This window comes from Streptomyces sp. NBC_00210 (genome assembly GCF_045160975.1).
Taxonomy (GTDB): domain Bacteria; phylum Actinomycetota; class Actinomycetes; order Streptomycetales; family Streptomycetaceae; genus Streptomyces.
This window is the reverse complement of sequence record NZ_CP108120.1, coordinates 3,232,701-3,254,354: the sequence shown is the minus strand read 5'-3', so window position 1 is coordinate 3,254,354 and position 21,654 is coordinate 3,232,701. Positions and strand designations below refer to the sequence as shown.

The 21,654-nt window shown below is 69.8% G+C and carries 26 protein-coding genes and 1 pseudogene; 18 read left to right on the top strand and 9 right to left on the bottom strand.

The genetic code is table 11. The annotated features are described in order from the left end of the window. Positions 1 to 5: 5 nt before the first annotated feature. The 6 genes and pseudogenes from OG729_RS14655 to OG729_RS14630 all read left to right on the top strand — a co-directional run. Complete coding sequence (locus OG729_RS14655; protein WP_360885248.1) at positions 6 to 263, top strand: acyl carrier protein; 258 nt, start codon at positions 6 to 8, stop codon at positions 261 to 263. After that, the gene (locus OG729_RS14650) at positions 260 to 1,501 is read left to right on the top strand and encodes a beta-ketoacyl-[acyl-carrier-protein] synthase family protein (RefSeq protein ID WP_360885251.1); all 1,242 of its coding nucleotides are present in this window, start codon (positions 260 to 262) and stop codon (positions 1,499 to 1,501) included. The genes OG729_RS14655 and OG729_RS14650 overlap by 4 nt, the downstream gene beginning before the upstream one ends. Then, the gene (locus tag OG729_RS14645) at positions 1,498 to 2,616 is read left to right on the top strand and encodes a beta-ketoacyl synthase N-terminal-like domain-containing protein (RefSeq protein ID WP_360885254.1); all 1,119 of its coding nucleotides are present in this window, start codon (positions 1,498 to 1,500) and stop codon (positions 2,614 to 2,616) included. Before OG729_RS14650 ends, OG729_RS14645 begins: the two co-directional genes overlap by 4 nt. After that, complete coding sequence (fabG, locus tag OG729_RS14640) at positions 2,613 to 3,347, top strand: 3-oxoacyl-ACP reductase FabG (RefSeq protein WP_405806431.1); 735 nt, start codon at positions 2,613 to 2,615, stop codon at positions 3,345 to 3,347. Before OG729_RS14645 ends, fabG begins: the two co-directional genes overlap by 4 nt. An 11-nt stretch (positions 3,348 to 3,358) precedes the next feature. After that, entirely contained in the window at positions 3,359 to 4,141 is a 783-nt protein-coding gene (locus tag OG729_RS14635; protein WP_405806429.1) for a 4'-phosphopantetheinyl transferase family protein, read from the top strand. Next, positions 4,138 to 5,103: pseudogene (locus tag OG729_RS14630) on the top strand (hydroxyacid dehydrogenase); the annotation flags it as partial. The gene OG729_RS14635 and the pseudogene OG729_RS14630, both read left to right, overlap by 4 nt. Positions 5,104 to 5,117: 14 nt before the next feature. Here the strand turns inward: OG729_RS14630 and OG729_RS14625 are convergent. Next, a complete protein-coding gene (locus tag OG729_RS14625; protein WP_405806427.1) occupies positions 5,118 to 6,185 on the bottom strand; it encodes a helix-turn-helix domain-containing protein in 1,068 nt (355 codons plus the stop codon). Between the two features lie 100 nt (positions 6,186 to 6,285). Here OG729_RS14625 and OG729_RS14620 point away from each other — a divergent pair, with 100 nt between their 5' ends. From OG729_RS14620 to OG729_RS14610, 3 genes are all read left to right on the top strand, one after another. Beyond that, positions 6,286 to 6,627 (top strand): hypothetical protein, encoded by a 342-nt coding sequence (locus tag OG729_RS14620; RefSeq protein ID WP_405806425.1) that lies wholly within the window; start codon positions 6,286 to 6,288, stop codon positions 6,625 to 6,627. A gap of 90 nt (positions 6,628 to 6,717) precedes the next feature. After that, positions 6,718 to 6,969 carry a hypothetical protein gene (locus tag OG729_RS14615; protein WP_405806423.1) on the top strand — a complete coding sequence of 84 codons (252 nt, stop codon included), beginning with the start codon at positions 6,718 to 6,720 and terminating at the stop codon, positions 6,967 to 6,969. Further along, a complete protein-coding gene (locus OG729_RS14610; RefSeq protein ID WP_360885271.1) occupies positions 6,970 to 7,335 on the top strand; it encodes a chorismate mutase in 366 nt (121 codons plus the stop codon). Positions 7,336 to 7,409: 74 nt separating this feature from the next. Here the strand turns inward: OG729_RS14610 and OG729_RS14605 are convergent, their stop codons facing one another. The 3 genes from OG729_RS14605 to OG729_RS14595 form a co-directional block, all read right to left on the bottom strand. Next, a complete protein-coding gene (locus tag OG729_RS14605) occupies positions 7,410 to 8,060 on the bottom strand; it encodes a DUF4360 domain-containing protein (protein ID WP_405806422.1) in 651 nt (216 codons plus the stop codon). A gap of 270 nt (positions 8,061 to 8,330) precedes the next feature. Further along, positions 8,331 to 8,564, bottom strand: coding sequence for a chaplin (locus tag OG729_RS14600; protein ID WP_360885277.1), 234 nt, complete (start codon positions 8,562 to 8,564; stop codon positions 8,331 to 8,333). Positions 8,565 to 8,869: 305 nt separating this feature from the next. Next, positions 8,870 to 9,280 carry a rodlin gene (locus OG729_RS14595; RefSeq protein WP_360885280.1) on the bottom strand — a complete coding sequence of 137 codons (411 nt, stop codon included), beginning with the start codon at positions 9,278 to 9,280 and terminating at the stop codon, positions 8,870 to 8,872. Positions 9,281 to 9,698: 418 nt separating this feature from the next. On the opposite strand from OG729_RS14595, the gene OG729_RS14590 reads away from it, so the two are divergent. Continuing rightward, complete coding sequence (locus OG729_RS14590) at positions 9,699 to 10,340, top strand: vitamin K epoxide reductase family protein (protein ID WP_405806420.1); 642 nt, start codon at positions 9,699 to 9,701, stop codon at positions 10,338 to 10,340. A 116-nt stretch (positions 10,341 to 10,456) separates the two neighbouring features. Here the strand turns inward: OG729_RS14590 and OG729_RS14585 are convergent, their stop codons facing one another. Beyond that, the gene (locus OG729_RS14585; RefSeq protein ID WP_405806418.1) at positions 10,457 to 10,867 is read right to left on the bottom strand and encodes a rodlin; all 411 of its coding nucleotides are present in this window, start codon (positions 10,865 to 10,867) and stop codon (positions 10,457 to 10,459) included. 233 nt (positions 10,868 to 11,100) lie between these two features. Here OG729_RS14585 and OG729_RS14580 point away from each other — a divergent pair, with 233 nt between their 5' ends. After that, positions 11,101 to 11,340 carry a chaplin gene (locus OG729_RS14580; RefSeq protein ID WP_360885480.1) on the top strand — a complete coding sequence of 80 codons (240 nt, stop codon included), beginning with the start codon at positions 11,101 to 11,103 and terminating at the stop codon, positions 11,338 to 11,340. A gap of 167 nt (positions 11,341 to 11,507) precedes the next feature. Here the strand turns inward: OG729_RS14580 and OG729_RS14575 are convergent, their stop codons facing one another. Continuing rightward, the gene (locus OG729_RS14575) at positions 11,508 to 11,798 is read right to left on the bottom strand and encodes a hypothetical protein (protein ID WP_360879382.1); all 291 of its coding nucleotides are present in this window, start codon (positions 11,796 to 11,798) and stop codon (positions 11,508 to 11,510) included. Between the two features lie 438 nt (positions 11,799 to 12,236). Between OG729_RS14575 and OG729_RS14570 the strand changes: the two genes are divergently transcribed. Beyond that, positions 12,237 to 13,544, top strand: a complete 1,308-nt coding sequence (locus OG729_RS14570; protein WP_405806416.1) for a GNAT family N-acetyltransferase — start codon at positions 12,237 to 12,239, stop codon at positions 13,542 to 13,544. 6 nt (positions 13,545 to 13,550) lie between these two features. On the opposite strand, the gene OG729_RS14565 is transcribed toward OG729_RS14570, so the two are convergent. Further along, the gene (locus OG729_RS14565; RefSeq protein ID WP_405806414.1) at positions 13,551 to 13,805 is read right to left on the bottom strand and encodes a hypothetical protein; all 255 of its coding nucleotides are present in this window, start codon (positions 13,803 to 13,805) and stop codon (positions 13,551 to 13,553) included. 218 nt (positions 13,806 to 14,023) lie between these two features. Here OG729_RS14565 and OG729_RS14560 point away from each other — a divergent pair, with 218 nt between their 5' ends. The 3 genes from OG729_RS14560 to OG729_RS14550 all read left to right on the top strand — a co-directional run bounded on the left by OG729_RS14560 (position 14,024) and on the right by OG729_RS14550 (position 16,266). Beyond that, complete coding sequence (locus tag OG729_RS14560) at positions 14,024 to 14,524, top strand: DUF5949 family protein (protein WP_405806413.1); 501 nt, start codon at positions 14,024 to 14,026, stop codon at positions 14,522 to 14,524. A gap of 182 nt (positions 14,525 to 14,706) precedes the next feature. Next, on the top strand, positions 14,707 to 15,582 hold the full coding sequence (locus OG729_RS14555) for a serine protease (RefSeq protein ID WP_405806412.1): 876 nt from the start codon (positions 14,707 to 14,709) through the stop codon (positions 15,580 to 15,582). A gap of 54 nt (positions 15,583 to 15,636) precedes the next feature. Further along, a complete protein-coding gene (locus OG729_RS14550) occupies positions 15,637 to 16,266 on the top strand; it encodes an alpha-ketoglutarate-dependent dioxygenase AlkB (RefSeq protein ID WP_405806410.1) in 630 nt (209 codons plus the stop codon). On the opposite strand, the gene OG729_RS14545 is transcribed toward OG729_RS14550, so the two are convergent. Continuing rightward, positions 16,259 to 17,875 (bottom strand): amidohydrolase family protein, encoded by a 1,617-nt coding sequence (locus tag OG729_RS14545; RefSeq protein ID WP_405806409.1) that lies wholly within the window; start codon positions 17,873 to 17,875, stop codon positions 16,259 to 16,261. The two genes, OG729_RS14550 and OG729_RS14545, sit on opposite strands and share 8 nt — an antisense overlap. 11 nt (positions 17,876 to 17,886) lie before the next feature. Further along, positions 17,887 to 19,167 carry an alanine racemase gene (locus tag OG729_RS14540; protein WP_405806408.1) on the bottom strand — a complete coding sequence of 427 codons (1,281 nt, stop codon included), beginning with the start codon at positions 19,165 to 19,167 and terminating at the stop codon, positions 17,887 to 17,889. Between the two features lie 141 nt (positions 19,168 to 19,308). Here OG729_RS14540 and OG729_RS14535 point away from each other — a divergent pair, with 141 nt between their 5' ends. The 3 genes from OG729_RS14535 to OG729_RS14525 are packed head-to-tail and all read left to right on the top strand — an operon-like array spanning position 19,309 to position 21,553. Continuing rightward, the gene (locus OG729_RS14535) at positions 19,309 to 20,370 is read left to right on the top strand and encodes a sugar kinase (protein ID WP_405806406.1); all 1,062 of its coding nucleotides are present in this window, start codon (positions 19,309 to 19,311) and stop codon (positions 20,368 to 20,370) included. Continuing rightward, a complete protein-coding gene (locus OG729_RS14530; protein ID WP_360879357.1) occupies positions 20,367 to 21,146 on the top strand; it encodes an IclR family transcriptional regulator in 780 nt (259 codons plus the stop codon). Before OG729_RS14535 ends, OG729_RS14530 begins: the two co-directional genes overlap by 4 nt. Further along, positions 21,143 to 21,553: a RidA family protein gene (locus tag OG729_RS14525; RefSeq protein WP_405806404.1), complete on the top strand. Its 411-nt coding sequence runs from the start codon at positions 21,143 to 21,145 to the stop codon at positions 21,551 to 21,553. Before OG729_RS14530 ends, OG729_RS14525 begins: the two co-directional genes overlap by 4 nt. Positions 21,554 to 21,654: the final 101 nt, after the last annotated feature.

Here is a 21,654-nt window from a genome sequence, read left to right as displayed (position 1 = left end):
TCGCAATGACTGTCAACGCTTCTGCCGACGTGGCGGCCGTCCGGTCCATCATCCTCGACGTCCTTGAACTGGAGGACGAAGAGCTCACCGCCACCAGCCTGTTCATCGAGGACCACGGCGCGGACTCGCTCGGCGCCATCGAGATCCTGTCCCGTATCGAGGCCGAGCTCGGCGTGGTCATCCCGCAGGAGGACCTGGTCAAGCTGGTCCACTTCGATGCCGTCCTCGAGGTGCTGGCCACAGCCGAGGGACGGCAGCCGTGACCAGTGAGCCACGCCGGGTCGTTCTCACCGGCTGCGGGGTCCTGTCCAGCATCGGCAACGGAGTCGCGGAGTTCACCGAGTCCCTGAAGGCGGGCCGGGTCGGCACCTGTGAGATCACCGTCTTCGACACCGCCGGGTTCCCGGCGAACCGCGGCCACCAGGTCCACGGCTTCGACGCGGCCACGCGACTGCGGAACGTACGGGCCGACGAGACCGGGCGTGCCTCGCAGTTCTCGGCCGCGGCAGCCCGGATGGCGCTCGACGACGCCGGACTGACCGAGGAGCAACTGCGCTCGCGGCGCGGCACCATCGTCATCGGCACCACCGACGGCGAGGTCGGCGAGCTCGATCTGCTCGCCGAATCCGCGCTCGCCATCGGACTCAGCGCCTTCACGGGCGCGGCGATGAGCCGGTCCGCCACCGGCAGCCTGGCGCTGAACGTCGCCCGTGAACTGGGTCTGTCCGACGTCGAGACCAGCACCGTCGCCACCGCCTGCGCCGCCGGCAACTACGCCATCGGCAGCGGCTTCGACGCGGTGCGCAGCGGCGAGGCCGAATGGGCGCTCGTCGGCGGCGCGGACGCGCTGAACCGCAAGACCTTCGCGGGCTTCTCGCGGCTCGGCCTGATCGCCCCCGACGAGTGCCGCCCCTTCGACTCCGAGCGCAAGGGCCTGCTCACCGGCGAGGGCGCGGGCCTGCTGCTCCTGGAGACCGAGGCGTCGGCGCTGGAGCGCGGCGCGCACATCTACGCCGAGGTGCTCGGCTACGGCCTCAACTGCGACGCCGCGCACCCCACCGCGCCCGAGGAGGACAGCGTCGCCCGCTGCATCCGCCTCGCCCTCGCCAACGCCTCCGTCAAGCCGGAGGAGGTCGACCTGATCTCCGCGCACGGCACCGGCACACCGACCAACGACACCACCGAGATCGCGGCGATCCGCCAGGTGTACGGGGACGGCGCCCCGCGGACCGTCGGCCTCAAGGGCATGATCGGCCACACCATGGGCGCGGCCAGCGCGCTCGGCGCGATCGCATCGGCCCTCGCCATCCGGCACGGCTTCATCCCGCCCACCGCCAATCACCGTGTGACGGACCCGACCTGCGACGTCGACGTGGTGCCCAATCAGTCGGTCTCCGCGGACGTCCGGATCGTCCAGAACAACGGCCTCGCGTTCGGAGGCAACAACGCCGTCGTACTGCTCGGCCGCCACGAGAACCCCCGAGGGGAGTACGCCCGATGAGCACCACCACCGCGGTGATCACTGCGTGGTCGGCCGTGTCGCCGTACGGCACAGGCAGCGAGGCCCTGACCCGGGGCCTGCGCTCGGGCGCGGCACCGGAGCCGTCCGCCGCCCCCGAGGAATGGCTGTCCGAGCCGTCCGCCACCGCTCGCCTCGTCCCCGGCTTCGACGTCCGCGAGGCGCTCGGCCGGGTCGGCACCCGCGGCATGGACCGGATGACCGGGCTGACCGCCGTGGCCGTACGGGAACTGCTCGGCGACGAGGAGGGCGGCACCGGCACCGGGCTGGTCCTCGGCACGGCGGCCGGCGGTGTCCAGGGCTTCCTGGAGTTCACCAAGGCCTCGCTGGAGGGCGAACGGCCCATCGACGTACCGCCGTCGAAGGTCCCCAACATGGCGATGAACAGGGCCGCTTCGGCGAGCGCGATCCGCCATGGCCTGAAAGGCCCCAACTCCACGGTCGCGGCCGGCCGTCTCTCGGGCCTGATCGCCCTCGCGCACGCGCGCCGGCTGCTGGCGGACGGCCGGGCACAGCGGGTGCTGTGCGGCTCGGTCGAGGAGTACTCGGCGAGCCGCGCCCACCTGGCCCACCGGGCGTACGGAGACGAGGTCGTCGTCGGCGAAGGCTGCGCGATGGTGCTGCTCGAACCGGGCGACGCCACGGGAGGGGCCCTGGCCGAGGTTCTCGCGGTGCACCACCGCGTCGCGCTGACCGAGGACTTCGCGGACGCGCTCGCGGCAACCGTGCATGACGCGCTGACCGCGGCGGGTGTGACCCCCGGCGAGATATGGGCAGCCGTCCCGGGCGGCGCACCGGGACCGGCGGGCGAACAGGAACAGCAGGTACTCCAGGCGCTGTTCACCGCCTCTGCACGGGACCGGGTCCCGTCCCCCGCTCTGCTCGGCGACACGGCCGCGGCGACGGCCTCCTTCCAGATCGCGGCACTGCTGTCGGCTCCGGACGGCGCAGGCCGCATCGCCCTGATCACCGCAACGGACCCGGACGGCCCGGTCGGCTGCGCGGTCCTGCGCCTGCTGACGAACGCCACGCCCGATTCCGGCACACCGGCCGATGAAGCGGCCGACGGCTCCGGCACGGCGGACGGTGCCGTATGACCGCCCGCCCCGTCGCCCTGATCAGCGGCGGCTCACGCGGTATCGGACGGAGCGCCGCCCTGCGGCTCGCCGAGGACGGGTACGACATCTCCTTCTGCTACCGCGGCGACGAACAGGCCGCCGCCAACCTGGAGAAGGAGCTCGCCGAGGCGGGCGCGCGCTCGCTGGCCGCGCGCGTCGACGTCAGCGACACCGATCACGTGCGCGCCTGGGTGAGCCGTACGGAGAAGGACTTCGGCCCCGTCGAGGTCGCCGTCACGTCCGCCGGCATCACCCGCGACAAGCCGCTGCTGATGATGTCCGACGCCGAGTGGCACGACGTGATCGCCACCAACCTCGATGGCGTCTACCACGTCTGCCGCGCCGTCGTCTTCCCCATGCTCAAGCGCCGTAAGGGCAGCATCGTGACCGTCTCCTCGGTCTCCGGGCTGCACGGCAACGCCGGCCAGACGAACTACGCGGCTTCGAAGGCCGGGATCATCGCGTTCTCCCGCTCGCTGGCCAAGGAGGTCGGCCGGCGCGGCATCCGGGTCAACGCGGTCGCGCCGGGACTCATCGACACGGACATGTCGGCCGGCCTCGAGGGCACGGTGAAGGACCAGATCGCCGAACGCACCGCGCTCGGCCGGCCCGGACTCGCCTCCGAGGTCGCCGACGCCGTGGCCTTCCTGGCCTCCGCCCGCGCGGCCTACGTCACCGGCGCGGTCCTGCCTGTGGACGGCGGCCTGTGACGCCCCATCGGGTGCTCCGCCCCCGGGCTCTCGCGGCTCAATCGCCGGCGGGGCCGGCCATTCCAGCCCTGCAGCCCGGCCACTGCCAACTCTGGTGGGCGTCACCCCACGACGCCCACCCGGAGCTGTCACCGCTGCTCGACACCCGCGAACGCACCCGCCTCGCCGAACTCCGCCACCCCGCCGCCCGCGCCCTCTACCTCACCGCCCACGCCCTCGCCCGCGTCGCCGTCGCGAGCCAACTCGGGCTCAGCGCCCCCGACGTGATGCTCACCGTGATGTGCAAGCACTGCGGCGGCCCGCACGGCAAGCCCCAGCCCCCCGACCCGCTGCGCCTCTCCCTCTCGCACTCCGGCGACCGGGTGCTCGTCGCACTCGCCCACACCACCCCGGTCGGCGTGGACGTCGAGGAGATCGCCCCGTACGCGCCCGACGTCGCGACAAGGGTCCTCGCCCCGCAGGAGCGCGCGGTCCTCGCCACGCTCCCCGCGGCCGCCCGCCCGGCCGGCTTCATCCGCTACTGGACCCGCAAGGAGGCCCTGCTCAAGTCGACCGGCGACGGCCTCGCCGTCGCGCCCGACCTGCTGAAGGTCACGGCCCCCCACGCCCCGCCGCGGCTGCTGTCCTGGGACGGACCGGACCGTCCGCTGCTGCCGCTGCGCCTGTACGACCTCGACGCGGGCCCCGGCCACCGGGCCGCGCTCGCCGCCGTCGGCGCACCGCTGCGCCTGTCCGTCCACGACGGCTCCGCACTGCTGCGCACGATCACCACCGAAAGGGAACTGGCCCCATGAGTACGTACGTTGCTCTGATCGCCGACGCGCTCAGCCCGTCCGCCGTGTCCGTACTCGGCCGGGACGGCAGCGTCGAGGTACGGCACGTCGACGGCACCGACCGCCCCGCGCTGCTCGCCGCGCTCGCCGACGCCGACGCCGTGCTCGTACGCTCAGCCACCCGCATCGACGCCCAGGCGCTGGCCGCGGCCCCCCGCCTCAAGGTCGTCGCCCGCGCGGGCGTCGGCCTGGACAATGTGGACGTGCCCGCGGCCACCGCCGCCGGTGTCACCGTCGTCAACGCCCCCGCCTCCAACGTCGTCAGCGCCGCCGAGCACGCCGTGGCGCTGCTGCTGGCGGTGGCCCGCCATGTCCCGCAGGCCGACGCGGCTCTCAAGGCGGGCCGCTGGGCGCGCAGTACGTACACCGGTGTGGAGCTGGCCGGAAAGACGCTCGGCGTGCTCGGCCTCGGCCGGATCGGCTCGCTGGTGGCCCGCCGTCTTGCCGCGTTCGACATGGACGTCATCGCGTACGACCCGTATGCGAGCGAGACGCACGCGGCGGGCATCGACGTCCGGCTGGTCGGCCTCGACGAGCTGCTCGCCCGGGCGCAGTTCCTCACCGTGCATCTGCCGCGCACCCCTGAGACGACGGGCCTGATCGGCTTCGATGCGCTCCAGCGGGTCCGCTCCGACCTGCGCATCGTCAATGCGGCGCGCGGCGGCATCGTGGACGAGAACGAGCTGTACGCCGCCCTCAAGGAGGGCCGGGTGGCCGGCGCCGCCCTCGATGTCTACGCCACCGAACCGTGCACCGACTCCCCGCTGTTCGAGCTGCCGAACGTGGTCGTCACCCCGCATCTGGGCGCCTCCACCCCCGAGGCGCAGGAGCGCGCGGGCACCCAGGCCGCCGAGTCCGTACTGCTTGCCCTCGCGGGTGCGCCCGTGCCCGACGCAGTCAACGCCCCGGGCAGGGCCCTCGCGGTCAACCGGTGACCTCAGCCTCCATCGGCGCCCGCATCCGTTTCCTCGTTGGAGCCCGCAGGACCGAGCCAGCCCCGGTCCATCGCGAGCGCTCCGGCCTGGAAGCGGCTGCGGGCGCCCAGGCGTGCCATCAGCTCCGCGGTGACACGCCGTCCGGTGCGCACCGATACGCCCAGCTTGCGGGCGACGACCTCGTCGGTGTGGCCCTCCAGGAGCAGGTCCAGAACGGCCTGCTCCTGCGGGGTCAGGCCTTCCGGCTCCTGCGGCCGGGCGCCGCCGATCGGCTGCGCCTGCTCCCAGGTCTGCTGGAACAGCGAGGTGAGCGCGGTGATCACACCGGTGCCGTCGAGCACCAGAATGCCCTTGGCCGCGGCCTCGGGATCGGTGGGGACGATGGCCGTACGACGGTCGTAAATGATCATGCGCAGCGGCAGCTGCGGGAGGGTGCGCACCTCGCCGCCGCTCTCCTGCAGCCAGCGCGCATAGCCCAGCGTCGCCGGGTCGTTGCGGATCGAGTCGAGGTAGACATAGCGCAGCTGGACGCCGCGGGTCAGGGCGTTCCGGTCGAGCGGTCGCGCCGCGTCCAGCGCCGCCCGGGTCTGTGCGCCGCGTGGCGCGAATACGGCTATCTCGCTCTCCGCGCTGTGCGACAGGCGCTCGATCTGCGAGTTGATGGCGTCCAGGCCGGTGTATCTGTGCACCCCGGTGGTCTCGGCCGAGGGGGTGTCGTCGTACTCGGTGAGCATCCGCGTGATGGTCAACCGGGCTGCCGCCATGGCCTGTTGGCGCGCCGCCAGCTCCTGCTCCTGCCGGTGCAGCAGACTTGCCAGCCCGAACTCCGGGTTGACCAGCCGCATTTTGTCCGGTTCCTCCGAGGACCTCCGTACCAGAGCGAGTCCTGCCAGTTCATTGAGCGTGTCGGTCACCCTGGAGGCAGGCCAGCCGAGCACCTCGGCGATCTCTGCCACCCCAGCCCTGGGTGTTTTGAGCAGTACTCGATAGACAGATTCTGCATCCGAATCCAGACCTAACTGGTCCAACGTTCGCCCCCCGGAGAACTCCCATGTCAACGGCGCGGTCACACGCAGCGACGAAAACAAGTATCTCAGCCAGATTCGATCAGCAGCAACGTTACTCGCCGGTCACTGTTTCGTTTCAGTTGCTGTTCATGGAGGCGCAATCATGTTCCTGGTGACGGCCAGAGTGCCCGCGCGGGCACTGACCGCCGGGGAAGCGCTCGACGATCGGATCCGCCGTGTGGTCACCTCCGAGGACCGTCTGGAGCATCTTCATCTCAGCCTGGCGGCGGACGGTGACGCGCAGTTGGTGCTCTTTCTCGGCCACGTGGACGCGGCCCGCACGGAGGAGGCCGCGGTCCTGCTTGTCGCCCGCGCCTTGCGACCCTCACCCGCTACCACAGCAATCGTGTGGGAACCAGCGGTTCCGCTCCCACTCGCCATGGAACGGCTTGGACTGGTCCCGGCTGACAGGGAGTTGCCATCACAGGACCCTGACAGTCCGTGATGCAGACGGGACGGGTTGTGAGAGGCAAGACTCATGGCTGTCGGGAGGAACGCCCGATCGCAGTGAGATTTCAGGGGGAGAGAAGCAGTCATGGGGAACATCGCTCAACGTCGCGTACGGATCGTCACCATGCCCGCGGCCGCCATGGGGACGGCAGTTGCGGCGCTGATCGCTCTGGCGCCGATGGCCGGCGCGACGGAGACCGCTCACGAGCCTTCGACGGGAGCGTCGGTCTCGGTGCTCGGTATCGTCGCGGGGGCCGGGGCGACGCTCGGAGTGAAGCCGCACGATCTCGCACAGTCGATCCAGCTCACCATCAACGGCAACACCTGGGGGGACTAAATGCTCGCGCAGCAGGAAGCGACCGCGTCCGCAAGCGCTGTGCCTTCCGGCCAGGCTCCCGGACTCCCGGCCGAGGAACAGGTCGACGGGGCTGAACCGGACCACCTGCGCGCGGCGAACGTGAGCGAGCTCCGCTCCGGCATCGACCGGATCGACGCCGAGATCCGGGCTCTGTTCGAGCGCCGCCGCGAACTTTCGCACGCGGTGCAGCGGGCCCGGATGGCCGAGGGGGGCTCGCGTACGGACACCGGCCGCGAGATGCAGATCATCAAGTCGTACGCGGACGGCTTCGGCCGTCAGGGCACGGCGATCTCGCTCGCACTGCTGGAGATCTGCCGGGGGTCGTCCCCCGCGGCCGAGGGCTGACCACCCTTCACGCAGCTGCCGCCCCGGCCACCGCGAGGTGGCCGGGGCGTCGTGCATGCTCAGAACGATTCTCCTCAGCTCTCGGGGCACACCTTCCAGGCGAGCCGGTAGATGGTGTTGATCTCTCCGTCCGTGGAGTCCATCGTCATGAAGCTGGTCGTCTTCTTCGGATCCGATGTCCCGGCGCTGACCCGCACTTCGGTGTTGATGTTGAAGTTGCGCTTCACCCCGCACGGCGCCCACACCAGTTGGCCCCACTCGGTGGAGTCGGTGGCTTGCCAGTTGTCATCGAGCGGGCCCTTGAAGGGGTGGTTTCTGGACGCCGTGTCCGGAGATCCCTGGAAGTAGTACGAGGCCTTCTGTGCGGCGGTGGCGCCGGACTGGAGGCTGGCGAAGCCGCGGTAGTCGGCGCTGGCTATCGCGTAGGTGAAGCCCTGCGGGACATGCACCACGAGGTTGAGCTGGCAGTTCTTCCGGTAGTCGGTCGGGCTCGCCCCGACGCCGACCTTGGCGAGGTACTCGCTGTAGGTCACGGTGAAGGCGGTGTTGTCCTCGGACACCGCCACCGCGGCGGACCCTGGACGACAGCCGGATCCGTTGACTGTCGCGATGTCGATCGTGATTTTGTCGGGGGGCGCGATGCTGACGGCGGAAGCGTTCTGAGAGGCCAGCAACGAAGCGAGAATTGCCGCTGCCGCGCCGCCCGCGAAAAGTGCACGGGACATGATTCTCCCATCGGGGAAATGTGAGGGGTTCATCCGGAAGCCGGCCACGACAAATTCGGCAAGGAACGCCGATTAGGCATGACCGCGTCAACTCTTCAAAACATTTCTGGGCGTTTCTCGAAGAGCCGGAACGACTGGAATGGTAGGTACCAACGCAGGGGCTGACTAGGTCCGTTATCAGCCTCTCGTCGATGTGCCGGAATCAGCCATCACAAAAAAGCGGCCCCGAGGTGCACTTTCGTGTACCTCGGGGCCGCTTTGTGCTGAATGTCAGCCGATGATGCAGGCGTTGCCCATAGTCGGGTTCAGCAGTGCGATCAGATTGAGGGAGTTGCCGCAGGCGTTGACCGGAACCATGACCGGAATCTGCAGGACGTTGCCCGACAGGACGCCGGGGGAGCCGACAGCGGAACCAATGGCATCCCCGTCCGCCATCGCGGGGGCGGCGGCGCCCATGGCCAGGAGGACGCCTGCGACGACGGCCGCAGCCTTCGTGTGCTTCATTTCTTGGATCCTTTCAGCAGTGGTGCCATACGCAAGCGCGACCTTCGCGCTGCGCTGCCAGTTTCCTGTTCGTGAACACCTCTGCAGGACTGGTAACGACTGGATTCCCGCAAAGAAACCTCAATATGACCGCCCGTTCGAAAAGTCACTCGTATGCAGCATGGGTGCTTTATCGAACCGCCGGGGAGATTCTTTGCCGGAAAACGCGATTCCTGCTTCTCGGGGCGTCATTTCTATTTCGCTGGAGCATATGACGCCCTGAATGAGTGCACCCCGAACGCGCGGCGCTCAGCGGCGAACCCTTACTAGCTGTCGGTGGAGCCGTTTCCGGACAGGACCGGAATGCTGTCGAGGATGTGCGACAGCGGTTCGTCGCCCTTGACCTGGGTCGAGTTCTCGGAGCACTGCTGGGTCTGCGGGGCGGACAGGACCGGGATGTCCTGTACCCCGACGGGCACGACGCCGATGAGCGAACCGGCGTTCGCCTTGGCCGGCAGGCCGAGGCAGGGCTTGTTCAGGGAGCCCTGGACGAGACCGATCTGCGGGCTCATGTCGCCGTTGGTGGTCGAGTTGCCGAAGACCTGCGAGGCCCCGACGCCGCTCTCCGTGATGGTGCCCCCGTCGTCGCCGATGGCCAGGGCCTGCGGAGCCATCGCGGCACCGGCGCCCACCATCGAAGCGGTGACCGCAGCGGTGGCCAGAATCTTCTTGATCACTTTTTGTCCCTTTTCGCTTTGACCGATTCGATCGCGGAGCAGACTGATCAACTGCGTCCGGCGGGTTTGGTTCCGTGCGGTCACTCGAATGCCGCAATGCGTTTATGTGTGGCCGGTACGTAAATACCGGCGGAGGGCCATTGAGGAGCCCTCCGCCGGTGAGAGCAGACCGTCGCGCGCACCCGGATGCGCCATGCCAACAGGAAGCACGACTGCCCCACGACGCAATGCGCCGCCGGCTGGAGGGTTGCACCGGGCGCAGATCGCGTGCACGGTCTGCTCCGCCATTCCATCATTCCTGGACGGTCTTCCTGCCCCGTATTCACCCGTCTGCCGAATGAATTCCGGGCGGTCGGAGCAATTCGTGATTGAGGCACAATGGGGCCGTCCAGCACGCAATCGAAGCGGTGAAAACAGTATGACAATCACGGTGACCGGATCTGTGCCCACGGAACACGGGAGAAGCCGAAGGGCTCGCAGAGACGAAATCGGCGGCAGCCGTCCCTTTGCCTGGCTGCTCGTGATCACGGGGGCGGCGGGTCTGCTGGCTTCGTGGGTGATCACGATCGACAAGTTCAAGCTGCTGGAAGACCCCAGTTTCACGCCGGGGTGCAGTCTGAATCCGGTCGTTTCCTGCGGGAACGTCATGAAGAGCGAGCAGGCGTCGGCGTTCGGGTTCCCGAATCCGATGATGGGGCTCGTTGCGTACTCGATGGTGATCGCGATCGGGGTGGCGCTGCTGGCGGGGGCGCGGTACCGCCGCTGGTACTGGCTGGGCCTCAATGCCGGCTGTCTGTTCGGGGTGGGGTTCTGTACGTGGCTGCAGTATCAGTCGCTGTACGAGATCAACTCGCTGTGCCTGTGGTGCTCGTTGGCGTGGGTCGCCACGATCGTGATGTTCTGCTACGTCACGGTGCACAACATCAAGCACCGGATCATCAAGGTCCCTCAGGGCCTGCGGAACGGGCTCATGGAGTTCCACTGGATGCCGCCGGTGCTGTGGATCGGGATCATCGGGATGCTGATCCTGACCCGCTGGTGGGACTTCTGGACCGGCTGACCCGGGCCAACTCCCTGTACGGACACGCAAAGACCCCGGCGGCCTGCGAGAGGCGCCGGGGTCTTCGATGTGACTGGCTTCTGCGTGCCGACCGGCGTCGGGCCGGTGGGCGAGCCTCAGCTGTCGGTGGAGCCGTTTCCGGACAGCACCGGGATGTTGCTGAGAACGTGCGACAGCGGTTCGTCGCCCTTGGCCTGGGTCGAGTTCTCGGTGCACTGCTGGGTCTGCGGGGCGGACAGGACCGGGATGTCCTGAACCCCGACGGGCACGACGCCGACGAGCGAACCGAGGTTGGCCTTGGCGGGCAGGCCGAGGCAGGGCTTGTTGAGCGAGCCCTGGACGAGACCGATCTGCGGGCTCATGTCGCCGTAGGTCTCGGCGTTGCCGAACGACTGGCTGGCGTCGTTGCCGCTCTGCGTCATCGTGCCCTCGTCATCGCCGATGGCCATAGCCTGCGGCGCCATAGCCGCGCCCGCGGCCGCCACGGAAAGGGTGATCGCCGCAGTCGCCATAACCTTCTTGAACATGTTCCGTCCTTACGTCTCGTGGATGCCCGCTGGTGGGGCTCCCTGGTCAACTACCTCCTTTGAGGATTGGTTCTGCGGGTTCACTCAATTGGCCCGCATCGGCACGCTCGTAGGGAAATTGAGCTGAACAGGGGGTACCGGCGCTGTCGCCGTGTCATCTCTATGGGCAATCCGTTTCGATCTGTGTGAGCCCTAACGTTGGGCAGAACATCGAGCAGAAGGTGCTATTTCCCATGAAGACTGCCAAGAAGGCCGCCCTGGTGCTGGCCACCGCTGGACTCGCCGCTGGTGCTGCCTCCGGTTCCGCGTTCGCCGACACGACCGCGTCAGGTACCGCCGCCAACTCGCCGGGTGCGCTCTCCGGCAACCTGGCCCAGCTTCCCACCCACGTCCCGGTGAACCTCGTCGGCAACTCCGTGAACGTGGTCGGACTCCTGAACCCGGCTTTCGGCAACGTCGCCTCCAACGGCTGACCCGCGCGCCGTCGCACCAGGGTGGCGCCACCGGTACCAACCGGTGGCGCCACCCTGGTGTCTTTCCCAGGTCTCTTCCCGTGCGGGCTGAACTGCACAACAACGGGAGGGGGGTGCGACCGCCGGGTCGCACCCCCCTCCGGAACGCCCCTCCCACAAGGGCCCGTTCAGCCGCCCAGTCCGACGCCGCCCAGCAGGGGGGTGACCTCGTGCGCCGTCTTCAGAACCTTCCCCGGGGCGCCGCCCTTGGCGTTCTTCAGCTCGGTCGCGGCGTCGGCGATCCCGGTCACCATGGACTCGTCGCCGTTCAGCAGCGGGGTCTGGCTGACGGTATGGGCAAGGCCGCCGTTGAGGCTCATGGGGGGCATGGGCGCCGTCGTCGCGGCAATCGCGGGAGAGGCTGCCCCCATGGCCGCCACGGAGCCGGCAATGATCGCGGCGACCCTCGAGTACTTCATGTCTTCGGACCCCTTTCCCAGGCTGCGATTCTCGCCGCCGTCGCCATGGGTAACGACACCTGGCCGCAGGAGAAACCCTGGGGCCGCGCCGCGGAGATTCTCGTACCAGCTGTTATTGGGCCGATCGATCCCGATCGTCCACGGCGACCCGCAGAAGGCGGTGCGAGCGAGTCTGGCGTGATTTCCAACTGGCTCTCTGACAAAGTGCACTCCTGTTTTGTTTCACGGCGGCGCTGCTTGGCAGAGCCAGAATCACCGTCCGCGTACGAAGCGAGCCGCCCGTGCTGCAGAGAAGTACGAGTGAGAACAGCCGACTGACGGTTTTTCACCCGGCTGCACCGGTGGCTGGGGGCGTCGCGCTCCGGCGCCCCAACTGCTCTGCCCCGGGCCTGTGTTCGCCCTCCACTTCACCAACCTCTCCACCAAGTGAGCAGGCCAATGACCGAGTCGCCCGAGCAGGAACCCGCCACCCCCGGACCGCCGTCGCGGCGGACCGGCGCACTCTCGGTCAGCCTGTGCCGTGACCCCCGCGACTTCGCCGGCCTGCGGCCCGAGTGGCAGGCGCTGCAGCGCAGGTGCGCCACGGCCACGCCCTTCCAGAGCCACGCCTGGCTGCTGTCCTGGTGGCTCTCGTACGGGCGCGGCGGCCGGCTCCGTGTCGTTCTCGTACGCCGTGGCGGAGTTCTGATCGCGGCCGCGCCCCTGATGCTCGTACACCGCCCGCTGCCGCTGCTCGTGCCGATGGGCGGCCAGATCTCCGACTTCGGCGACATCCTCGTCGACGACGAGCAGGCACAGACCGCGATCACGGCGCTGGAGCGTGGCCTGCACCGCGCGGCCCGCCATGCGGTGATCGAGCTGCGCGAGGTACGGCCGGGGGCTGCCGCCGAGCGGCTGTACGAGGCGTGGACCGGGGCGCGACGGCGGCTTGCCGACTCGGTCTGTCTGGAGCTCCCGGCAGTCCCGGTGGAGGAGATCCTCAAGCGGCTGCCGGCCGGCAGGGCGCAGCGCGCACGGGCCGGTCTTGGCAAGATCGACGCGCTGAAGATCGAGGACTGTGCGGTGCCGGAGCACGAGGTGCCGGCGGCCGTCGACCATCTGCTGCGGCTGCGCGAACTCGAGCGGAGAGGAAGCCGTGCCACCGTGGAGCACCACGAGCCGCGCCTGGCGGAGCATCTGGCGCGGGCGATCCGGCGGATGGTGCGGGACGGCGAGGCCTCGCTCACGGAGTTCCGGCTGGACGGCGAGGTGGTGGCGGCCAGTGTGGCGCTGCACTCGGGGTATCTGACGGGCAGCTATCTGCACGGCGCGCACCCGGGGCTGAGGGAGAAGGACGTGGACGTCACCACGCTGCTGCTGCGTCATGAGGTCGAGCTCGCCGCGAGCGGGGGACGGCAGGTGCTGAGCCTGCTGCGGGGCGACGAGCCGTACAAGAACCACTGGCGACCGAGGGCGGTCATCAATCAGCGGCTGCTGCTCGCTCCGGCCGGGCTCGAGGCCGCGCTGCGGCTGCGCGCGTCGCAGGCGGCCCGGCGCGAGATCGCGGCGGGGAACGTCGGCACACGCTTGTCCGCCGCGCCGTCCTTCGATCCGGCGCTGCCCCTCGTCCACGGCGCGACGTTCACGGCAGGCCGCCTCGTCGCCGGGGTGCGCAAGCGCCTGCGCGGCGGCGCGCAGGCGCGGGTGCCGCACCCCGCCCCGCCGGTGTCCGCGGCGGGAGCGACGCAGCCCGTCCGCGAACGCTGACACCGATCAGGCGTGGAGCCAGCCCCTGCGCGGCGGCGGGGTACCGGGTCGGGCGTCGGCCGTGCCGCCCGGTTGCGGCACATAGTGGGCGAGACGGGTCCATTCGAAGTCGGGCCTGCCCGGCAGAGTGCGGCCTGCGGCGGCCCACTCCCGCTCGAGCTCTTCGTAGATGGGGCTGGCGCCGGCGGGCGGACTCGTCGGATTCGGGGCTGAGAGCGTCTGGACGCGCTGCCAGGGAGCAGGCGCGTTGGTCCTTGCCATAAGGCGACAAACGCGCGACCGGCGGGCGAAGTCACTGCCGGGCTGCGGAGCGGGGGTACGGCAGGAACGTTTTTGCGACCCCGAAAATGCGGATTGCACGTCTCCACTGCACCGCGGGAACGCTCATGGGGATCGGCAGTCACAGCAGACACCCGGCTTCGGCCATCCAGGTGAACGCGTGAGCTGGGCGGGGTTTGCAGGGCCTAGGGTGCCGAGCCATGACCACTGCACACACTTCCAAAAGCACCGTTCAGCGTGGCCATTTGGGCACCCTTTCGGTGCTCGCGTGGACCGGCGATCCCGAGGAGGGCCACGACACGCCCTATCTGATCGCCTACTCCCTCGGTGACGGTGCCGCGGGCGCCGAGGCGGGCGAGGCCGCCGTCCTGGCGATGATCGGGGAGCTCGGGCTCACGCCGGGAGGTGGCCTGGCCGACGTCACCGGCGCGAACAACTCCCCGATCAGGCTGCTCGTCGAGGGCGGTCAGGCCGTCCTGAGCATGCCCTATCTGAACGTTCAGTGCCCCGTCCCGAAGGAGTGGCTCAGCGCCGCCGACGGTCGCGGCCATGTGCACTTCATGATCGCGAGCCGTCCGTGGCCCGAGGCGGCTCCGGGCCGGCCCGTCACCGAGGACGTGCTCCAGGCCTTCCTCGGCGACGAGGACACCCTCACCAGCGCGGCGCATGTACTGCTGCCGGTGGGCCGGCTGCGGCGGTGACCGTGCCCCGGTAGCGGTGACGCCCGCATCCCTGCGGCCCGGCCGCAGGGCTTGCGGCTTCAGGGTGCTGTCAACGCCTGACCGGAAACAGTCCCTTGTCGGCCGAGGCGGATCCCCCAACAATGCGCATGACAAACCGAAGACCCCCTTCGGTCACAGAAGTCGCAAGAGGGGACCCCCACATGAAGAAGCCTCTCGTCGGCGCGTTCCTCGCCCTCGCACTCCTCGGGGCGGGCGCGGCCCCCGCGATCGCGGTCACCCCCGCGGACGCGGCATCGGCCGCCACGAGCGCCGAAACCGGCGCAAAGCCCCGAGTCGACCTCAAGGCGGTCGACTTCGCAGGGACTGTGGCGCTCAGCAACTGCTCCGGATCGGTGGTGCGCACACCGGCCTCGGAGCCCGACGACCCCGCCCTCGTACTCTCCAACGGGCACTGCATCGAGAGCGGCTTCCCGGCCGCGGGCGAGGTCATAGTCGACCAGCCGTCCACCCGCAGTTTCTCTCTGCTCAACTCCGCGGGCAGCAGAGTCGCCACGCTGCGGGCCAGCAAGATCGCGTACGCGACGATGACGGACACCGACATCTCGCTGTATCAACTCACCCGTACGTACGCGCAGATACAGAGCAGCTACGGCATCAAGGCGCTCGAACTGAACGCCGTGCACCCCGTGCAGGGCACGGCCATCAAGGTCGTCTCCGGGTACTGGAAGCGGATCTACAGCTGCAACATCGACGGGTTCGCGTACCGCCTCAAGGAAGGTGAGTGGACCTGGAAGGACTCGGTCCGCTACACCTCCAGCTGCAACACGATAGGCGGCACCTCGGGCTCGCCGGTCGTCGACAACGCAACGGGCAAGGTCGTCGCCGTCAACAACACCGGCAACGAGGACGGCGGGCGCTGCACCGACAACAACCCGTGCGAGGTGGACGAGAGCGGGAAGGTCACCGTGCGCCAGGGGATTAACTACGGCCAGGAGACGTACCTGATCGTCCCCTGCGTCGGCCTCGACAACAAGATCGACCTGGGCCGGGCGGGCTGCACACTGCCCAAGCCGTAGCGCCTCACCGGAGTAATCCGTTCGTATGTTCGAATGGAGAGGTACCCTGGAGGCATGGCAGCACACCTCCAGGGTTCCCTCTTCGACCAGACCGACGAGATACGGCTCGGTCCGCTGAAGGACGTCCGGCGGACCGTGCTCGGGGACGGGGCCTGGATCGATCTGCTGCCCGGCTGGCTCGGCGGGGCGGACGCCCTGTTCGAGGAGCTGGTCTCCCAGGTGCCATGGCGGGCCGAGCGGCGGCAGATGTACGAGCACGTGGTGGACGTGCCGCGGCTGCTTGCCTACTACCGGGAGGAGGACCCCCTCCCGCACCCCGCCCTGGACGAGGCCCGCGCCGCGCTCTGCGCGTACTACGCGCGCGAGCTCGGGGAGCCGTTCACCACGGCAGGGCTCTGCTACTACCGGGACGGCCGGGACAGCGTCGCCTGGCACGGGGACACCACCGGGCGCGGGTCACGGGAGGACACCATGGTCGCGATCCTGTCCGTCGGGGCGCCGCGCGATCTGGTGCTGCGGCCCCGCGGCGGCGGCAGGCTGCCTTTGCGGCGGCCGCTCGGGCACGGCGATCTCATCGTGATGGGCGGTTCCTGTCAGCGGACCTGGGAGCACGCCGTGCCGAAGACCGCCCGCGCGGTCGGGCCGCGCATCAGCATCCAGTTCCGGCCGCACGGGGTCAGCTGACGGACCGCGCGGGAGTCCTGCGTACCGAACGGCCCGCCATGACGTCCGTACGCGCACCGTCCTCGATCACGAATCTGCCGTCGATCAGCACATACGGGATGCCGGTCGGCAGTGTGCGGGGGGCCTCGAAGGTCGAGCCCGCCGCGACCGTGTCCGGGTCGAACAGCACCAGGTCCGCGCGGTAGCCCTCGCGGACCAGGCCGCGGTCGGGCAGCCGCAGCCGGGCGGCCGGGCGCGAGGTCAGATGGGCCACTGTCTCCTCCAGGGTGAGGATGCCCAACTCCCTTGCGTACCGCCCGAGATAGTGCGGGAAGGTGCCGTACGCGCGCGGGTGCGGCTTGTAGCCCTGCAGGATGCCGTCGCTGCCTCCGGTGTGGACGCGGTGGCGCATGATCTGCCGGACGTTCTCCTCGTGGCCGACGTGCTGGAGGATCGTCGAGCCGAGGCGGTCGGCGATGAGGAGCCGGCGGGCGGTGCCCCAGGGGGACTCGCCGCGCTGGTCGGCGGACTGCTGGATCGTCTTTCCCACGCAGCCCGCGAGCCCGGGGTCGCTCACGCCCGAGATCTCGATGGTGTCCCACTCGATGGGTACGCCGTGACAGCCGTCCGAGCCGATCTCCTCCAGGTGGTGGCGGATCTTCTCGGCACTCTCCTCGTCCCGCAGGCGGGTCAGGACTGCCTCGGGCCCGCCCTCGCCCGCCCAGCTCGGCAGCATCGCGACGAGTGTGGTGCAGCCGGGGGTGTACGGGTAGGTGTCGAGGCTGATGTCCGCGCCCGCGTCCAGCGCCTCGTCGAGCAGGGCGAGCAGATCCGGCGCCCTGCCCTTGTTCACACCGAAGTTCATCGTGGCGTGGGCGAGATGGAGGGCGCAGCCGGCGTCGCGGGTGAGGGCGACCATCTCCTCGTAGGCCTGGAGTGCCCCGGCTCCGTACGAGCGGTGGTGCGGGCAGTAGTAGCCGTCGTAGCGGGCCACCACCCGGCACAGTTCGGTCAGTTCGGCGTTGCCCGCGTACATGCCGGGGGTGTAGGTCAGGCCGGACGACATGCCGACCGCGCCCTGTTCGAGGCCTTCGGCAACGAGCTGCTTCATCCGCCGGAGTTCGGCTTCGGTCGCCGGGCGGTCGTCCCAGCCGACCGCGTACATCCGTACGGTGCCCTGCGGGACGAGATAGGCGGCGTTGACCGCGATACCGCGGTCGAGACGGTCCAGATACTCGCCGACCGTGCGCCAGTCGAAGTCGATGGTTGTGTCCCCGGGCGCACCGCCGTTCCAGCCGGTGATGGCCCGGCGGACCTCGCCGAGGGTGGCGTCGTCGACGGGCGCGTACGACAGCCCGTCCTGCCCCAGGACTTCGAGGGTCACGCCCTGCGCGGCCTTCGCCTCGTGCGCGGGGTCGCGGAGCAGGGCGAGATCGCTGTGCGCGTGCATGTCGATGAAGCCGGGACAGAGGGCGAGGCCGTGTGCGTCGAGGGTGCGTCTGCCGGACAGGGCAGGCGCACCCTTGCGGCGTATGGCGGCGATCCGGCCGCCGTCCAGGCCGACGTCGGCGCGGTAGAAGGGGCCGCCGGAGCCGTCGATGACGCGAACGTCGCGGATGACGAGATCCATGGGGCGGCCTCTCAGAAGAAGGTGCGGATGTAGTCGGTGACCGTGCCGTCCGCCTCCACGAGTGGGATCAGCTGCCACTTGTCGAAGCTGGTGCAGGGGTGGGACAGGCCCATGCCGATCCAGTCGCCGACCTCCAGCCGCGCCTCGGATGCCGTACGCACCCAGCCGTGCTGGTCGGAGAGGCCGCTGACCGTGATGCCGGCCGCGGGGCGGATCTCGCCTGTACGGCCGTCGCGTACGACCTGGGCCTCGGGGAGGTCGAGGTCGTACGCGGCGTCCCGCTTGCCCGCGTTGACGAAGGCCTGCTCCTCGGTGGGACGGGAGACGACCTGGGCCCAGAGGCGGAAGGCAGGCTGAAGACGGCCCTCGTCGGGGACGCGGTTGAAGGGGGTGAGATGGCGGTAGTGGCCGTCGTCGTGCGAGACGTATGCACCCGAGCGGAGCAACTTCACTACGGGGAGGGAGAGTTCGGGGATCTCGGCGAAGACGTCCGCGACCGCGTCGAACCAGGCGCTGCCGCCCGCGCTGATCACGATCTCCTCGGTGGCGGCGAAGCGGCCGGACTTGTCGAAGTCGGCGGCCAGCGCGGTGAGGCGGCGCAGCCAGGCGCGTACCCGGTCGCCGTCGGCCCGGGGGACCTCGCCCTCGTAGCCGGCGACGCCGACGAGGCGGAGGGTTTCGGCGGCGGCCACGGCGTCGGCGACGGCGGCGCAGTCGGCTTCACTTCGGGCTCCGGTGCGGGCTCCGTCGCCTGCGCCGAGCTCGACGACGACATCGAGGGGGCGGCCGGTCCCTTGCAGCGCATCGTCCATCAGCTCGACGCCGCGTACGGAGTCGACGTAACAGATGAAGCGGAAGTCGGGGTCGGTGTCCAGCTCGTGGGCGAGCCAGCGCAGGGCGGCCGGGTCGACGACCTCGTTGGCGAGGAAGATCCGCTGGATGCCGTAGGCGCGGTAGACACGGGCCTGGTGGGGGACGGCGGCGGTGATGCCCCAGGCGCCGTACGCCAGTTGGCGGGCGAAGAGCTGGGGCGACATCGAGGTCTTGCCGTGGGGGGCGAAGGCGAGGCCGTGGCGCTCGGAGTACGTCTCGAGGAGCGCGAGGTTGTGCTCGACGGACTCGGCGGAGAGGGCGAGGACGGGGGTGGTGAAGCCGCCGGTGAAGAGGTTGCGGCGCTGGGCGGCGAGGGCGCCGACGGTGAGGCCGGCGGTTTCGGCGTCCGGGGGGAGGGCCTTGAAGCGGTGGTCGACGGGTTCGTCGGCGAGTCGTCCGACGGGGTTGTCGCCTGCCATGGATCCTCCTCGGGTCGCATTTTCTTCTGCGTTGCAACATTCGCAACACTCATTGCGCACTTCGCTTATCGCTGTCTAACATCCGTGCCAACGCCGGGTCAATGGTGTCCGGCGGCCCACCAGCGAGGAGCCTGAGCGATCGTGACCGCCACCGTGCCCGGAGCCGGCCCCGTGGACATCGTCTGCCTCGGCGAGTCCATGGTCACGTTTGTGCCCACGGCGCCGGGCCGCCTCACCGATGTGCCGTCGTTCGTACGCGGCATCGGCGGGGCGGAGTCCAATGTGGCCTGTGCGCTCGCGGCGTCCGGGCACAGCGCGAAGTGGGTCGGCCGGGTGGGCGCGGACGGCTTCGGCGAGCACCTGGTCGCGGCGATGGCGGCGTACGGCGTCAACACGTCGGCGGTGCAGCGCGATCCGCAGCGGCCGACGGGGATCTACTTCCGTACGGCGGGCGACCGCGCGGCCGATGCGCATGAGGTCCTCTACTACAGGACAGGGTCGGCGGCGTCGGCGATGTCGCGGTCGACTGTGCGGGACGAGGACGTGTGGGCGGGGAGGATCCTGCACCTGTCCGGGATCACGGCGGCACTGTCGGCGGACTGCCTGGCGCTGATGCGTGACCTGACGACGCGGCGCCCGGGGCGCCCGCTCGTCTCCTTCGACGTCAACCACCGTCCTGGCCTGTGGCGCGACGCCGCGGGTCCGACAGTCCTCCTCGAACTGGCCCGGGGAGCGGACATCGTCTTCGTCGGCGAGGACGAGGCGGAGGAGGCGTGGGGGGTGCGGGGCGCGGATGCGATCCGGGAGGCGCTGCGTGAGCCGGACGTGCTCGTGGTGAAGCGGGGCGCACAGGGTGCGGTGGCGTACGCCCGCAGCGGCCCCGGCCGCGGACCCGGACCTCGCCCCGACACCGTCACGCACGCGCCCGCGCCCCGCGTCGATGTCGTCGCCCACGTCGGCGCCGGCGACGCGTTCGCCGCCGGGTTTCTCTCCGCCACCCTCCGCGGGCTCCCCGCCCACGACCGGCTGCGGCACGGGCATCTCATGGCCGCCGCCACGCTCACCGTCGACGCGGATCTCGCCGTGCCCCCCGCGCGGGCGTATGCCGACCGGTTGGTCGCACTCGACGCGCGTGGCTGGGAGACACTGCACCTCGGCCCCGGCTGGACCGCAGCCGTGGATGAGGAGGTAGCTACGCCATGAGCCAGACCGTCGATCGCGCACTGAGCATCCTGCCGCTGCTCGCGCAGGGACCCGCCGACCTCGGACAGGTCGCCGACCGGCTCGGCGTGCACAAGTCCACCGCCCTGCGCCTGCTCCGTACGCTCCACGAGCACGGACTCGTCTACCGCCAGCAGGACCAGCGCTACCGCCTCGGCGCCCGCCTCTTCGCGCTCGCCCAGGAAGCCGTCGAGAACCTTGATGTGCGGGAGATCGCGCACCCCCATCTCGTACAGCTCAACGAGCAGTGCGGGCACACCGTTCACCTCGCCGTGTACGAGGAGAGCGAGGTCCTTTACATCGACAAGGTGGAGAGCCGCTATCCCGTCCGGATGTACTCCCGGATCGGCAAGCCCGTCGCCATCACCGTCGCAGCGGTGGCGAAACTGCTGCTCGCCGACCTCCCCGAGGCCGAGCGGCGCGCCCTCTCCGAGAAGCTCGACTACCCCATGTACACATCCCGTTCGATCCCGAACCCCGCCGCGTTCCTCAAGGAGCTCGCCGTCGTCCGCGAACAGGGATGGGCCACCGACCTCGGCGGCCACGAGGAGTCCATCAACTGCATCGGCGCGCCCATCCGCGGCGCGGACGGCCGGGTCGTGGCCGCCATGTCGGTCTCCGCGCCGAATGTCGTCGTCACCGCCGAGGAACTCCTCACCCTTCTCCCGCTGGTGCGCCGCACGGCCGACGCCATCAGCCGGGAGTACTCCGGTGCTGTACCCGACGCAAAAGCCGTCCCACCCAAGGAAGCTCCATGAGCGAGAAGATCGCGATCACCCCCGCCACCCACACCGCCCCGCCCGCGAAGTTCTCCCACGGCGTCAAGAAGGGCAACATCCTTCAGGTCGCCGGCCAGGTCGGCTTTCTGCCCGCCGTCGAGGGGCAGTCCCCGACCGTCGCCGGCCCCACGCTGCGTGAGCAGACCCTCCAGACCCTCGCCAACGTCAAGGCGGTCCTCGAAGAGGGCGGCGCGAGCTGGGACGACGTCATGATGACGCGCGTCTACCTCACCGACGTGGACCACTTCGCCGAGATGAACGAGATCTACAACGCGTACTTCGAGGGCGAGGGCCTGGGAGCCCCCGCCTCCGCCCGTACGACGGTGTACGTCGGCCTTCCTGCCGGCCTCCTGATCGAGATCGACGTACTGGCAGTCCTGGGCTGAATCCGCGACTGACCTTCGGTTGATCTTGCTGAACCCCCCACTGCACGGGGCGGCGCGCTTCCCCCGAGCGCCGTCCCGCGGTCCCCCCTGCCCCCCCTGTC

Bases quoted from the DNA above. Each gene is read 5' to 3' on its own strand.
- OG729_RS14655 (WP_360885248.1), top strand. From the start codon at position 6: ATGACTGTCAACGCTTCTGCCGACGTGGCGGCCGTCCGGTCCATCATC.
- OG729_RS14645 (WP_360885254.1), top strand. From the start codon at position 1,498: ATGAGCACCACCACCGCGGTGATCACTGCGTGGTCGGCCGTGTCGCCG.
- fabG (WP_405806431.1), top strand. From the start codon at position 2,613: ATGACCGCCCGCCCCGTCGCCCTGATCAGCGGCGGCTCACGCGGTATC.
- OG729_RS14620 (WP_405806425.1), top strand. From the start codon at position 6,286: ATGTTCCTGGTGACGGCCAGAGTGCCCGCGCGGGCACTGACCGCCGGG.
- OG729_RS14615 (WP_405806423.1), top strand. From the start codon at position 6,718: ATGGGGAACATCGCTCAACGTCGCGTACGGATCGTCACCATGCCCGCG.
- OG729_RS14610 (WP_360885271.1), top strand. From the start codon at position 6,970: ATGCTCGCGCAGCAGGAAGCGACCGCGTCCGCAAGCGCTGTGCCTTCC.
- OG729_RS14605 (WP_405806422.1), bottom strand. From the start codon at position 8,060: ATGTCCCGTGCACTTTTCGCGGGCGGCGCGGCAGCGGCAATTCTCGCT.
- OG729_RS14600 (WP_360885277.1), bottom strand. From the start codon at position 8,564: ATGAAGCACACGAAGGCTGCGGCCGTCGTCGCAGGCGTCCTCCTGGCC.
- OG729_RS14590 (WP_405806420.1), top strand. From the start codon at position 9,699: ATGACAATCACGGTGACCGGATCTGTGCCCACGGAACACGGGAGAAGC.
- OG729_RS14585 (WP_405806418.1), bottom strand. From the start codon at position 10,867: ATGTTCAAGAAGGTTATGGCGACTGCGGCGATCACCCTTTCCGTGGCG.
- OG729_RS14580 (WP_360885480.1), top strand. From the start codon at position 11,101: ATGAAGACTGCCAAGAAGGCCGCCCTGGTGCTGGCCACCGCTGGACTC.
- OG729_RS14575 (WP_360879382.1), bottom strand. From the start codon at position 11,798: ATGAAGTACTCGAGGGTCGCCGCGATCATTGCCGGCTCCGTGGCGGCC.
- OG729_RS14570 (WP_405806416.1), top strand. From the start codon at position 12,237: ATGACCGAGTCGCCCGAGCAGGAACCCGCCACCCCCGGACCGCCGTCG.
- OG729_RS14565 (WP_405806414.1), bottom strand. From the start codon at position 13,805: ATGGCAAGGACCAACGCGCCTGCTCCCTGGCAGCGCGTCCAGACGCTC.
- OG729_RS14560 (WP_405806413.1), top strand. From the start codon at position 14,024: ATGACCACTGCACACACTTCCAAAAGCACCGTTCAGCGTGGCCATTTG.
- OG729_RS14555 (WP_405806412.1), top strand. From the start codon at position 14,707: ATGAAGAAGCCTCTCGTCGGCGCGTTCCTCGCCCTCGCACTCCTCGGG.
- OG729_RS14550 (WP_405806410.1), top strand. From the start codon at position 15,637: ATGGCAGCACACCTCCAGGGTTCCCTCTTCGACCAGACCGACGAGATA.
- OG729_RS14545 (WP_405806409.1), bottom strand. From the start codon at position 17,875: ATGGATCTCGTCATCCGCGACGTTCGCGTCATCGACGGCTCCGGCGGC.
- OG729_RS14540 (WP_405806408.1), bottom strand. From the start codon at position 19,167: ATGGCAGGCGACAACCCCGTCGGACGACTCGCCGACGAACCCGTCGAC.
- OG729_RS14530 (WP_360879357.1), top strand. From the start codon at position 20,367: ATGAGCCAGACCGTCGATCGCGCACTGAGCATCCTGCCGCTGCTCGCG.
- OG729_RS14525 (WP_405806404.1), top strand. From the start codon at position 21,143: ATGAGCGAGAAGATCGCGATCACCCCCGCCACCCACACCGCCCCGCCC.